Annotated in this window: 10 protein-coding genes; 6 read left to right on the top strand and 4 right to left on the bottom strand. The window is 69.7% G+C overall.

Going from position 1 to position 13,269, the window contains the following annotated elements:
* Positions 1-26 precede the first annotated feature (26 nt).
* The gene (locus tag H293_RS0121620; RefSeq protein ID WP_020119930.1) at positions 27-1,247 is read right to left on the bottom strand and encodes an NYN domain-containing protein; all 1,221 of its coding nucleotides are present in this window, start codon (positions 1,245-1,247) and stop codon (positions 27-29) included.
* A gap of 221 nt (positions 1,248-1,468) precedes the next feature.
* On the opposite strand from H293_RS0121620, the gene H293_RS59235 reads away from it, so the two are divergent.
* Complete coding sequence (locus tag H293_RS59235; protein ID WP_020119929.1) at positions 1,469-1,633, top strand: hypothetical protein; 165 nt, start codon at positions 1,469-1,471, stop codon at positions 1,631-1,633.
* A 93-nt stretch (positions 1,634-1,726) separates the two neighbouring features.
* On the opposite strand, the gene dnaE is transcribed toward H293_RS59235, so the two are convergent.
* Entirely contained in the window at positions 1,727-5,266 is a 3,540-nt protein-coding gene (gene dnaE, locus H293_RS0121610; RefSeq protein ID WP_020119928.1) for a DNA polymerase III subunit alpha, read from the bottom strand.
* A 203-nt stretch (positions 5,267-5,469) separates the two neighbouring features.
* Between dnaE and H293_RS0121605 the strand changes: the two genes are divergently transcribed.
* The 4 genes from H293_RS0121605 to H293_RS0121590 all read left to right on the top strand — a co-directional run bounded on the left by H293_RS0121605 (position 5,470) and on the right by H293_RS0121590 (position 10,231).
* Positions 5,470-6,795 carry a DUF2252 domain-containing protein gene (locus H293_RS0121605; protein ID WP_020119927.1) on the top strand — a complete coding sequence of 442 codons (1,326 nt, stop codon included), beginning with the start codon at positions 5,470-5,472 and terminating at the stop codon, positions 6,793-6,795.
* A 91-nt stretch (positions 6,796-6,886) separates the two neighbouring features.
* Entirely contained in the window at positions 6,887-7,579 is a 693-nt protein-coding gene (locus tag H293_RS0121600; protein WP_020119926.1) for a hypothetical protein, read from the top strand.
* 96 nt (positions 7,580-7,675) lie between these two features.
* Positions 7,676-8,491 (top strand): thioredoxin domain-containing protein, encoded by an 816-nt coding sequence (locus tag H293_RS0121595; protein WP_028808073.1) that lies wholly within the window; start codon positions 7,676-7,678, stop codon positions 8,489-8,491.
* A gap of 84 nt (positions 8,492-8,575) precedes the next feature.
* Complete coding sequence (locus tag H293_RS0121590) at positions 8,576-10,231, top strand: alkaline phosphatase D family protein (protein WP_028808072.1); 1,656 nt, start codon at positions 8,576-8,578, stop codon at positions 10,229-10,231.
* Between the two features lie 18 nt (positions 10,232-10,249).
* Here the strand turns inward: H293_RS0121590 and H293_RS0121585 are convergent, their stop codons facing one another.
* A complete protein-coding gene (locus tag H293_RS0121585; RefSeq protein WP_020119923.1) occupies positions 10,250-10,819 on the bottom strand; it encodes a dienelactone hydrolase family protein in 570 nt (189 codons plus the stop codon).
* A gap of 119 nt (positions 10,820-10,938) precedes the next feature.
* On the opposite strand from H293_RS0121585, the gene H293_RS0121580 reads away from it, so the two are divergent.
* Positions 10,939-12,069 (top strand): mechanosensitive ion channel family protein, encoded by a 1,131-nt coding sequence (locus tag H293_RS0121580; protein WP_020119922.1) that lies wholly within the window; start codon positions 10,939-10,941, stop codon positions 12,067-12,069.
* Positions 12,070-12,520: 451 nt separating this feature from the next.
* Here H293_RS0121580 and H293_RS0121575 read toward each other — a convergent pair whose 3' ends face one another.
* On the bottom strand, positions 12,521-13,261 hold the full coding sequence (locus tag H293_RS0121575; protein WP_020119921.1) for an SDR family NAD(P)-dependent oxidoreductase: 741 nt from the start codon (positions 13,259-13,261) through the stop codon (positions 12,521-12,523).
* Between the last annotated feature and the right edge of the window lie 8 nt (positions 13,262-13,269).

The raw sequence follows: 13,269 nt of genomic DNA, 5'->3' as shown, positions 1-13,269 counted from the left end.
GCCCTTGGGGCGGTGTATGTGCCGTTTCACTCCCCGGCGGGAGCGTGCTCCGCGGCCGTCCGCACATCGATCTCCCGCCAGAAGCCGGCCCGGATCGCATAACGGTCGTGCTCGTCGATCTGGTCGTCCTTGTGCGCGAGCAGCCCGAACCGGGCCGCGTACCGGAGCAGTTCCCCGTCGATCCGGTGCGGCACCCGCGGGTACATCCCGGACAGCCGCTGCAGATGCGCCTGGTCACCGAGCCGCTCCATCCAGCGCCGCGCGAAGACCTGGCCCACCTCGAAGGGGTCGCCGCCGACCGTGGTGATGTCCTCCTCCCGGTCGGCCCACCGCTGCTCCGCCGTGGTCAGCTGCGCGAGCGTCGGCATGGAGGCGACCTCCGGCGGCTCGGCGGCACCACTGGGCCGGTCGACCCAGCCCTTGTCGGAGGACCAGCGCAGAGTGGCGCTCGCGGGGTGCTGGGCGGGCTGCTGGGCACCGTGGGCCCGCAGCGCGGCGAGGTCCTTGGGCGTCGGTACGCCCTTCGGCGCCGGCACCCGCTCCTGCGTGCCGTTCTCCGAGGCGGCCGCCGGGGCGTGCTCGCTCTCCTCCGCGGGCCGCTCGGGCGCCTGCGAGAGCGCGGACTCGGGCAGCGGCGCCGACAGGATCGCGGCGATCTCGGGCCGCGGCACGGGCTGCGGCGCGCAGATCCCGCCGAGCTCCTTCGCGCGGACGGCCTTGGTGATCCACGCGCGGTCCAGCACCCGCCGCTCGTCCGCCTCGGCGACCAGGTCCTCCGACTGGTTGTAGTCCCCGTCGGCGGCCTGCACGGCCCACAGGTGTACGGCGACCCCGTGCTCCTTGGCTGCCATCATGCCCGGCAGCAGGTCCCCGTCGCCGGTGACGAGCACGATGTCGGAGCAGGCGCGGTTGCGGGCCAGCTCGGTGAGCTCGGCGTGCATGGCGGCGTCCACGCCCTTCTGGGCCCAGCGTCCGTCGCTGCGGGTCAGGGCGCCGAGCCGGACGGTGACCCGGGGCATCACCCGCAGTCTGCGGTGCTCGGGCTGCGGGACGCGGTCGGGGGCGCCGTCGAACCAGTAGATGCGCAGCAGGGGCCGTTCGGTGTCGGACTCGGCCCGGTCGCGCAGCCCCTGCACGAGGGCGGCGTGATCGACGGTGATACGGGAACGGGAGGGCTCCCCGGCAAGGAGACTGGCGGCGGCCCCCAGCAGATACCCGGCGTCCACCAGGACGATGCAGCGGTCCACGCGATCCACCCTCTTTCCGGGAGGTTTGCTTCGGGCTTCCTTCGAGTCTGCCCGACCACGCGAGGGTTAACGGCCGGAACTCGATCTTCGGCGTGGCGTTTCGGGGCATTGCCCGGCGACATCCCCTGTCACAGACGGTAATTATCCGAAATGCGCCTGTTGTCAGCCTATGTGAATCTGGTCCCGGCCCTGGCCCCTAGATCCCCACAGGAGGCAACACCATGGCCAAGAACAAGAAGCAGAACCGAAAGCCGTCGCAGACCGAGCGTGCCGGGCAGGAGCCCCAGCACTCCTCGATGGAGACGCCGACCGAGCAGCATGCCCCGCAGGTGACCCCCGGCGACGTGGCCCGCAAGGGGCGGCAGAAAAGCTTCGGCCACAACTGACATCTGCATAAAGGGTTGTTGAGACCCAGCACACAGAGGGGCGCACCCCGTCAGGAGTGCGCCCCTCTGCATGGCCGGTGCCGCCCGGCTCGCTCAGCCCGCCAGGCAGGACGGTCCGAGCAGCACCTTCAGGTCGCCGAAGAGCGCCGGGTCCGGCTTCACCCGGTGCCGGTCCAGCCTGAGGACCGTGGTCTTGCTGGGCCCCTGGAGCCTGATGCGGACCTCGCTCTCCCCCTTGTGATGGCTGAGGATCTCACCGAGCCTGCTGACCATCGGCGGGGTGACCTTCAGCGCCGGGATGGTGAGGGTCACGGGCGCGTTGGTACCGGCGTTGGACAGGTCGGGGACCTGGAGCTCCATCGCCACCAGCCGGGGCACGTCCTCGCGCTTGTCGAGGCGGCCCTTGACGAACACCACGGCGTCCTCGACGAGTTGGGTCGACACCAGCTGGTACGTCGCCGGGAAGAACATGCACTCGATGGAGCCGGCGAGGTCCTCGACGGTGGCGATCGCCCAGGCGTTGCCCTGCTTGGTCATCTTGCGCTGGAGGCCCGAGATGATGCCGCCGATGGTGACGACCGCGCCGTCGGCGTGCTCACCGCCGGTGAGTTGGGCGATGCCCGCGTCGGCCTTGTCGGACAGCACGTGCTCCAGGCCGAAGAGCGGGTGGTCGGAGACATACAGACCGAGCATCTCCCGCTCCTGGGCGAGCAGATAGGTCTTGTCCCACTCGTCGGTGGTGAACTCCACGTCGAGTCCGAAGCCGGGCTCACTGGCGTCCGCCTCGCCCATCCCGCCGAAGAGGTCGAACTGGCCCTCGGCCTCCTTGCGCTTGACCGCGACCACGTTGTCGATCATCGAGTCGAAGTGCGCGGTGAGGCCCTTGCGGGTGTGCCCCATGGTGTCGAACGCGCCCGCCTTGATCAGCGACTCCGTGGTGCGCTTGTTGCAGGCGACCGCCTCGACCTTGTCGAGGTAGTCGGGGAAGGAGGCGTACTTCCCCTTGGCCTTGCGGCTGCGGATGATCGACTCGACCACGTTGGTACCGACGTTGCGCACGGCTTCGAGCCCGAAGAGGATGACGTCGTCGCCCTGGGCGGCGAAGTTGTGCTCCGACTCGTTGACGTTCGGCGGGAGCACCTTGATCTTCATGCGCCGGCACTCGTTGAGGTAGACCGCCGACTTGTCCTTGTCGTCCTTGACGGAGGTGAGCAGCGCGGCCATGTACTCGGCCGGGTAGTTGGCCTTGAGGTACGCGGTCCAGTAGGAGACCAGTCCGTACGCGGCGGAGTGGGCCTTGTTGAAGGCGTAGCCGGCGAAGGGGACCAGTACGTCCCACAGGGCCTGGATCGCCTCGTCGCTGTAGCCGTTCTTCTGGGCGCCGGCCTGGAAGATGGTGAAGTTCTTCGCCAGTTCGTCGGGCTTCTTCTTGCCCATCACGCGGCGGAGGATGTCGGCCTCGCCGAGGGAGTACCCGGCGATGATCTGGGCGGCCTTCTGCACCTGCTCCTGGTAAACGATCAGGCCGTAGGTGACCGCGAGGACCTCTTGGAGCGGCTCCTCCAGCTCCTTGTGGATCGGCGTGATCTCCTGGCGGCCGTTCTTGCGTTCCGCGTAGTTGATGTGCGAGTTCATGCCCATCGGGCCCGGCCGGTAGAGGGCCGAGACGGCGGAGATGTCCTCGAAGTTGTCGGGCTGCATCTGGCGGAGCAGCGAGCGCATGGGGCCGCCGTCGAACTGGAAGACACCGAGGGTGTCACCGCGGCAGAGCAGTTCGAAGGTCTTGGGGTCGTCCAGCGGGAGGGCGAGCATCTCCAGGTCGATGCCCTTGTTGGCCTTCACCATCTTGATGGCGTCGTCCATGATCGTGAGGTTGCGCAGGCCCAGGAAGTCCATCTTCAGCAGGCCGAGCGACTCGCACTGCGGGTAGTCCCACTGCGTGATCGTCACGCCGTCGGTGTGCCGTACCCAGATCGGGGCGTGGTCGACGATGGGCTCGCTGGACATGATCACGCCGGCCGCGTGCACACCCATCTGCCGGACCAGGCCCTCGACGCCCTTGGCGGTGTCGATGACCTTCTTCACGTCCGGTTCGTTCTCGTACATCGACCTGATCTCGCCGGCCTCGCTGTAGCGCGGGTGCGAGGGGTTGGTGATGCCGTCGAGGTCGATGCCCTTGCCGAGGACGTCGGCGGGCATGGCCTTGGTGAGGCGGTCGCCCATCGCGTACGGGTAACCCAGCACGCGCGCGGAGTCCTTGATCGCGTTCTTGGCCTTGATCTTGCCGTAGGTGCCGATCATGGCGACCTTGTCGGCGCCGTACTTCTCCGTCACGTACCGGATCACCTCGACGCGCCGACGCTCGTCGAAGTCGATGTCGACATCGGGCATGGAGACGCGCTCGGGGTTGAGGAACCGCTCGAAGATCAGGCCGTGCGGGATCGGGTCGAGGTCGGTGATGCCCATGGCGTAGGCGACGATCGAACCGGCCGCGGAGCCTCGGCCGGGGCCGACCGCGATGCCGTTGTTCTTGGCCCACATGATGAAGTCGGCGACCACGAGGAAGTAGCCCGGGAACCCCATCTGGATGATGACGTCCATCTCGTAGTCCGCCTGCTTCTGGCGATCGTCGGGGACGCCGCCCGGGAAGCGGCGCTCCATGCCGCGCCGCACCTCCTCCTTGAACCAGGTGACCTCGGTGTAGCCCTCGGGGATGTCGAACTTCGGCATGAGGTTCTTGGCCTCGAACATGCCGGTGGTGTCGACCATCTCGGCGATCAGGAGGGTGTTGGCGCAGCCCTCCTGCCAGGCGTCCGAGGAGTCGACGGCGTACATCTCGTCGGTCGACTTCAGGTAGTAGCCGGTGCCGTCGAAACGGAAGCGGTCGGGGTCGGAGAGGTTCTTGCCGGTCTGGATGCACAGCAGGGCGTCGTGGGCGGTCGCCTCGTGCGCGTACGTGTAGTGCGAGTCGTTGGTGACCAGCGGGGGGATGCCGAGCTTCTTGCCGATCTCCAGGAGGCCGTCGCGGACCCGGTGCTCGATCTCGATGCCGTGGTCCATCAGCTCCAGGAAGTACCGGTCCTTGCCGAAGATGTCCTGGTAGTCGGCGGCGGCCTTCAGGGCCTCGTCGTACTGGCCGAGGCGCAGCCGGGTCTGGAGTTCACCTGAGGGGCAGCCGGTGGAGGCGACGATCCCCTCGGACCACTGGGAGATCGTCTCCTTGTCCATCCGGGGCCACTTCTGCAGCCAGCCCTCGGCGTACGCGTCGGAGGAGAGCTTGAAGAGGTTGTGCAGGCCGGTCTTGTTCACGGCCCACATCGTCTTGTGGGTGTAGCCACCGGAACCGGAGACGTCGTCCCGCTTCTGGTGCGGCTGGCCCCACTGGATCTTGCGCTTGTTGCGCCGGGACTCCGGCGCCACATACGCCTCGATCCCGATGATCGGGGTGACCCCGGCCTTCTTCGCGGTGTGGAAGAAGTCGTACGCCCCGTGCAGGTTGCCGTGGTCGGACATGGCGATGTGGGTCATGCCCATCTCGTTGCACGCGTTGAACATGTCCTTGAGCCGCGCGGCACCGTCCAGCAGGGAGTACTGGGTGTGGACGTGCAGGTGCGTGAACGGCGGCTTTGACACGGCGTGGCCTCCATGGAAAACACTCGACGACAGGCGGGCGGACAGTGCGGGGGACAGCGTCGAAGTCTATGCCTCGGCACTGACACTCAGGGGGCCGCCCCGCGTACCTTCACAACGAGGGTCGCGGGCACTTTCGCCGGGACCCGCCCGTTGGAGAGACGACAGAAACGCTGTCGTACACATGTACCTGGAGGCACCCCGCGATGTCGGTACCGCAGCTCAACGACGAGCACCGCGGCGAGGAGATTCTCGCTGTCTTCGACACCGCCTTCGGCGAGCTCCTGGCCGCCGATCCGGCCGCGTTCCGCGTGAAGTTCCGGAAGATGGCGGCCTCGGCGTTCGCGTTCTACCGGGGTACGGCGTGCCTCTTCTACCACGACCTGGACGCCGAGAAGAGGGGTGGCCCGTACCTGGACGAGCGCACCTCGCGCGTGTGGATCCACGGCGACCTGCACGCGGAGAACTTCGGCACGTACCTGGACGCCAACGGCCGGCTGATCTTCAACGTCAACGACTTCGACGAGGCCTATGTCGGCCCGTTCACCTGGGACCTCAAGCGCTTCGCCGCCTCCGTCGCGCTGATCGGGTACGCCAAGGCGCTGGGCGACGAGCAGATCACCGAGCTGGTGGAGGTGTACGCGGGCGCGTACCGCGAGCGGATCCACGCCCTGGCCACCGGCGCCAAGAGCGACGAGGTGCCGCCCTTCACCCTGGACACCGCCCAGGGCCCGCTCCTGGACGCGCTGCGCGACGCCCGCTCCCTGACCCGCTTCGGCCTCCTGGAGTCGATGACGGAGATCCGTGACTTCGAGCGCCGCTTCGCGCCGGGCGGCGGCTCCATCGAGCTGGACGCCGCCACCCGCTACAAGGTGCTCGCGGCCTTCGACGGCTATCTGGAGACCCTCCCGGAGGCCTCCCTGGCCCGCCCGGACTCCTACCGCGTCAAGGACGTCGTCGGCCGCCGCGGCATCGGCATCGGATCGGCCGGGCTGCCGTCGTACAACATCCTGCTCGAAGGGCACACCGACGCCCTGGAGAACGACGTCGTGATCTACATCAAGCAGGCCCAGACCCCGGCCGTGTCCCGCCACATCACCGACCCGGCGATCCGCGACTACTTCCAGCACGAGGGCCACCGCACGGTGATCTCCCAGCGCGCCCTCCAGCAGCACGCCGACCCGTGGCTGGGCTGGACCGAGCTGGGCGGCGCGGGCCAGCTGGTCGCCGAGATCTCGCCGTACGCCGTGGACCTGGACTGGGGCGACATCGACGACCCGGAGGAGATCGCGGGCGTCGTCGCCGACCTCGGCCGGGCCACGGCCACCATGCACGCGGCGGCGGACGACACCTCGGGCGAGTCCCTGGTCCCCTTCTCCACCGAGCGGGCCATCGACGCGGCGATCGCGGCCGACGAGGACGGCTTCGCGGGCCTCCTGGTCGACTTCGCGCACAGCTACGGCGCCCGCGCGCGTGCCGACCACCAGACCTTCGTGGACCTGTTCCGCAACGGCCGCATCCCCGGCCTGTGACCGGCCCCGTACCGCTGTCGATAACGATAGGGCCGCTCACAGGGACTCTTTAGGGGTCCCTTACAGGCCCGCGTGACACACTCTCCACGCTATGGACATATCCGGGACCCAGCTACGAGCGCTCCGCGCGGCGCTGTTCACGGCTCTCGTCGTGACGCTCAGCACCGCGTCGCACGTGCTGCTGTCCCGGGCTCCCCTGCCGCTCAACACGGTGGCGGTGGTCGCCGTCGCCGTGTTCGCGCTCACCTACGCGCTGGCCGGCCGGGAGCGCGGCTTCGGGCGGATCGCCGTCGTGCTGATCCCGCTGGAGCTCGCCGCCGACACCGTCTTCACCACCGGCCAGCACGTCTGCTACGGCGCCGCGGGCGGCCCGGTGGCGGGCCCGCTGCGCTCGGTCGGCTGGGACGTGTTCTGCGGTGACGGCACCAGCGTCGGCTCGCCGCTGGCCCGGATGACCGGCACCGACCCCGGCCGGCTCGGCGGGCTGCTCGCTCACGCAGACCCGCAGACCGCCTGGCTGCTGCTGGGCGCCCACGTCTGCGTCGGCCTCCTCGCGGCCGCCTGGCTGCGCCGCGGCGAGCGGGCCCTGGCCCAGCTGCTGCGGGCCGTGGCCGCCACGACCTTCCGGCCGCTGCTCCTCGCGGCCGCCGCGCTGACCGTGCGGTCGGCGCCGGAACCGGCCCGCCCGGTGCGCCCCGGCCGCCGTAAGGCCGTCGTGCTCGACGAGTTCCTCGTGCACTCCCTGGGACGGCGTGGACCGCCGTGCTCGCCCGCTGTCGCCTGAGCCTCTCCCGCTCGCACAGCGTCCGCGCACCACCAGTCCCGACCTACGTATCCCCGCACACGACGTGTGCGCGTCCCCTCGATGGAGAACACCACCATGAGCAAGCGGAACAGCCAGGCCGCGAAGACCGCCGCCCGCGAGCGGCTGCGGCAGGAGCGCGAGCGCCAGGCCAAGCGCGACAAGATGAAGCGTCAGCTCATCGTCATCGGCTCCATAGTCGGCGTCCTGGCGATAGCCGGCGGCATCAGCTACGCGGTCGTGCAGGGCAACAAGCCCGGCTACTGGGAGGCGGCCAAGGACGACAAGCTCGTCAAGCCGGCCAACAGCACGGGCGCCAACGGCACGACGGTCGTCATCGGCAAGAGCACCGCCAAGAAGACCCTGGTCATGTACGAGGACCCGCGCTGCCCCGTGTGCGCGCAGTTCGAGCAGACCGTGGGCTCGACCGTCGACAAGGACGTCGAGGACGGCAAGTTCAAGCTCCAGTACGTCGGCGCCACCTTCCTCGACGGCAACCTCGGCGGCGAGGGCTCCAAGAACGGCCTCAGCGCCCTCGGCGCCGCGCTGAACGTCAGCACCGACGCGTTCCTGAAGTACAAGACCGCGATGTACTCCACGAAGTGGCACCCCGACGAGAGCGGCCCCGACAAGTTCAAGGACGACTCCTATCTCATCAAGATCGCGCAGACCGTCCCGGAGCTGAAGGACAACAAGACCTTCCAGGACGCCGTGAAGAACGGCACCTACGACAAGTGGGCCCTGGTCATGTCCGAGAAGTTCAACAAGGACGGCGTGACCGGCACCCCGACCCTGAAGATGGACGGCAAGACGCTGACCGGTTCCGACGGCAAGAGCGCGCCGATGACGGTCGCCGACTTCAACACGGCACTCGAAGCGGCCCTGAAGGGCTGATCCCCGCACTCTTCAGGCAAAGAGCGGGCGAACTTTCATGAGTTCGCCCGCTCTCGTTCATACCGATCAGTAACCTGATCGGCCGTGACTAGTAGACAGAGATCAGCCGACAGCAACTCCCTGTCCCCACGCCGCCGTACGGTCGTCAAAGCCGCGGCGGCCACTGCTGTCCTGGCCGCCCCGCTCGCCGCCGCATGGCCGGCCGGCGCGGTCGAGGCCCCCGCCTTCCTGCACGGTGTGGCCTCCGGCGACCCGCTCCCGGACGGCATCCTGCTGTGGACCCGGGTGACCCCGACCGCCGAGGCCGTACCCGGTTCCGGGCTCGGTCCGGACACCGAGGTCGGCTGGGTCGTCGCCAGGGACAAGGCCTTCACGACCGTCGTCGCCAGGGGTTCCGTCACCGCGACCGCCGCCTCCGACCACACGGTCAAGGCGGACGTGCGCGGCCTGGCCCCCGCGACCGACTACTGGTTCCGCTTCTCGGCGGGCGGCACCGACTCCCCGGCGGCGCGCACCCGCACCGCGCCGGCGGCGGACGCGGCCGTCACCAACCTCCGCTTCGGCGTGGTCTCCTGCGCCAACTGGGAGGCCGGCTACTTCTCGTCCTACCGCCACCTCGCGGCCCGCGGCGACCTGGACGCCTGGCTGCATCTGGGCGACTACATCTACGAGTACGGCACCGGCGAGTACGGCACCCGCGACACCGTCGTACGGCAGCACGCGCCGACCCACGAGATACTCACCCTCGCCGACTACCGGATCCGGCACGGCAAGTACAAGACCGACCCGGACCTCCAGGCCCTGCACGCGGTCGCCCCGGTCGTGGCGATCTGGGACGACCACGAGTTCGCCAACGACGCCTGGTCGGGCGGCGCCGAGAACCACACCGAGGGGGCGGAAGGCGCCTGGTCGGCTCGTCAGGCCGCCGCCAAGCAGGCCTACTTCGAGTGGATGCCGGTCCGCCCCGCGCTCGCGGGCACCACCTACCGCCGGCTGCGCTTCGGCAAGCTCGCCGACCTCTCGCTGCTCGACCTGCGGTCCTTCCGCTCGCAGCAGGCCGCCGTGGGCAACGGTTCGGTCGACGACCCGGACCGCACGATCACGGGCCGCGCCCAGCTGGACTGGCTGAAGGCCGGTCTGAAGGCGAGTGACACCACCTGGCGGCTGGTCGGCAACTCCGTGATGATCTCGCCGTTCGCGATCGGCTCGCTCTCCGCCGACCTGCTCAGGCCGCTCGCCGAGCTGCTGGGCCTGCCGAAGGAGGGCCTAGCCCTCAACACCGACCAGTGGGACGGCTACACGGACGACCGCCGTGAACTCCTCGCCCACCTGCGCTCCAACGCCATCCGCAACACCGTCTTCCTGACCGGTGACATCCACATGGCGTGGGCCAACGACGTCCCGGTGGACGCCGGTACCTACCCGCTGTCGGCCTCGGCCGCCACGGAGTTCGTCGTCACCTCGGTGAGCTCGGACAACCTCGACGACATCCTGAAGGTCCCCGAGGGCACGGTCACCGCGCTCGCGGCCCCGGTCATCCAGGTCGCCAACCGGCACGTCCACTGGGTCGACACCGACCGCCACGGCTACGGCGTCCTGGACATCACCGCCGACCGGGCGCAGATGGACTACTACGTGCTGTCCGACAAGACGAAGGCGAACGCGACCTCGTCCTGGGCGCGTTCGTACCGCACGCGGACCGGCACGCAGAAGGTCGAGCGGACGTACACGCCGGCCTAAAGCAGCTCCAGAGGCTCTCTAGAGGCTGTCGAGGAAGCCGAGGGCCACCCGCCAGGTGGCCTCGGCGGCCTCCTCGTCGTAGTCCGGCAGGCCGGGGTCGGTGTAGAGGTGGCCGGCCCCGGCGTACCGGTAGACCTCGACGTCGGCGCCGGTGCGGCCCATCTGGAGATACCAGGCGCTCAGCCAGTCGTCGGTCTCGAAGGGGTCGGGTTCGGCCACGTGCAGCTGGACCGGCAGTTCGTCGGCGGTCGCGTTCGGCGCGATGTCGGACGTGCCGTGCAGGAGCAGCAGGCCGCGGGCCTTCTCGTCGCCGAGGGCGAGGGTCTGCGCGATCGAGGCGCCGAGGGAGAACCCCGCGTAGACGAGGCCGCGCTCGGAGTAGGGCGCGGCGGCCAGGACCGCCCGCTTGAGCAGTTCGTCCTTGCCGATCTCCTCGTTGAAGGCCATGCCCTCCTCGACCGTCTCGAACGTGCGCCCCTCGAAGAGGTCCGGCGTCCAGACCTCGTGCCCGGCCTCCCGCAGCCGCTCGGCGGCCTGACGGACGGCGGGCCTGAGGCCGTAGGTCGAGTGAAAGAGCATGATGTTCATGAGGCCATGGTGCCAGCCTGCACCGACAGTGCCGATCCACGGGCACGACGGCGGCCGTACCCACTTCGCGGCGGAAGTCACATGTTCATGCGTCCCCCATGCTGGTTAGGTTCGGGGTCATGGAGAACGTACTCCGCCCACTGATCGTGGTCGGCGGCTCGGTGCTGCTCACTCTCGTGATCGGCTGGGCCACCGACCTACTGCTGCGCAAGGCCGACGACCGCCACAGCGAGACCCCGCTGTGGGGTCTGCTGCGCCGAGGCCGCATCCCCTACATGCTCGTGCTGTGCGCGGCGATGCTGAGAGGGGCGTACGACGAGGCGCGGCTGGCGCAGCGGCACAGCGCCGGCATCGGGCAGGCGCTGACCCTGATCCTCATCGGGGCGACCGCCTGGCTGGTGATCCGGATCGCCGCCGCCATAGTGGAGACGACGTACACCCGCTATGCCCGCGCCCACCACGACGCCGCCCGGGTCCGGCGGGTACGCACCCAGGTCACGCTGATCATGAGGGTGGTCGCCGCGGTCGTCGGAGTGGTGGCGGCGGCCGCGATGCTGCTGACGTTCCCGGCGATGCGCGCGGCCGGTGCCTCGCTGCTGGCCTCGGCCGGAATCCTCGGCATCGTCGCCGGTGTGGCCGCCCAGTCGACGCTCAGCAACATGTTCGCCGGGCTGCAGATCGCCTTCGGCGACATGGTGCGCATCGGCGACACCGTGGTGGTGGACGGCGAGTGGGGCACCGTCGAGGAGATCACGCTGACCTTCCTGACGGTACGGACCTGGGACGAGCGCCGGCTCACCATGCCGGTGTCGTACTTCACTTCGAAGCCGTTCGAGAACTGGTCGCGCGGCACCCCGCAGATGACCGGCATCGTCTACTGGCACGTCGATCACACGGCCCCGGTGGAGCTGATGCGTGAGCGGCTGCGGGACATCCTGCGCGAGTGCCCCGCCTGGGACGGCCGCGACTACGGCCTCGCCGTCACCGACACCACTCCGAACACCATGCAGGTGCGTGCCCTGGTGACCGCCAAGGACGCCGACGACATCTGGACGGTACGGGTCACGGTCCGCGAACAGATGCTCCGCTGGCTCACCGACAACCACCCGTACGCCCTGCCCCGGGTCAACACGGCGGACGCCACGCTGGCACCGGGGTTCCATCGGAACGGCGACCGTCGCAACGGCCACGACTCCGACGGCGTCACCGTCGGCGGATCCCAGGAGCCCCCTCGAACGGGCCGCGGCTGACACGGCGTAGACGCGGGCCGCGCAACGGCGGACGGCCCGGGGGGGGCGTCGCACGGCAGAAGGCCCGCCCCCGCCCTGTCACAGCGCGGCAGAGGGCCGTCGTGGCACCGCGCGGCAAACGATCCGTGGTGGCACCGCACGGCAAACAGTCCGCGGTGGCACCGCGCGGCAAACGGTGTGTGGTGGCGCCGCGCGGCGGAGGGTCCTTCGTGGTTCCGCGCGGCCGCACCCGCTAAGGGGCACGGGGCTGTGTCGATATGCGGCACCGCCGCGCAGGCGCGACCAGCCACGACGGACCCGCACCTCCCGACTCGTCCCGGCACCACGCCGTGTCAGCCGCACCCACCCAGGGGCGCGGGGCCGTATCAATACGCGGCACCGCCGCGCGGGCGCGACCGGCCACGACGGACCCGCACCCGCCCACGGTCCGTCGACGGCCACCGACCCCCCGTCACCTCCCGCGCTCAGCCCCGCCATTGACCTGCACGATCTGCGACGTCACATGCCCGGCCCCGGACGACGCCAGCCAGTGCAACGTGGCGGCGACATCCCCCGGCGTCCCCGCCCGCCCCGTCGACGTGTCACCGATGAGCCGTTCGCGCCTGGCCGGGTCGATCGCCTCGCCGAAGAACTCCGTGTCCTCGACATACCCCGGCGCCACCACGTTCGCCGTGATCCCCCGCGGCCCCAACTCCCGGGCCAGATCATGGGCGTACGGATGCAGCCCCGCCTTCGCCGCCCCGTACGCCCCGCTCCCGGACCCCCGGTAGGCGGCGATGGAGCTGACGAACAGCACCCGGCCGCCCGGTGAGGCGAGCCGGTCCTTCAGACCTTCGGTGAGCAGCGCCGCGGTCAGCAGATTGAGCCGGAAGTTCACGGTCCAGTTGTGGGCGACGGCGTCGAGCGGGTCGGAGACGTCGACGGACGGTTCGAGCTGCCCGGTGCCCCCGGCACTGTGGATCAGCACGTCCACGGCCCCGAACTCACGCTCCACGAAGCCGACGACACCGCGCACCTGGTCGACGTCGGCGAGATCGGCGGCGTACGTCAGCGCCCCGGGCACCCCGGCCTTCTCCAGCACCTCGGCGCGCCGCCCGAGCAGCAGCACCTGGTCCCCTTCCGCGGCGAACACCTGCGCCGCCGCGAGCCCGATTCCCGTACCGCCACCGCTGATTACCACGTTGCGAGCCATAACCGCAG

Source organism: Streptomyces canus 299MFChir4.1, from assembly GCF_000383615.1.
GTDB classification, from domain to species: Bacteria; Actinomycetota; Actinomycetes; order Streptomycetales; family Streptomycetaceae; genus Streptomyces; species Streptomyces canus_C.
Note: the sequence above shows the minus strand (reverse complement) of the source record. Positions and strands in the feature narration are given on the sequence as shown.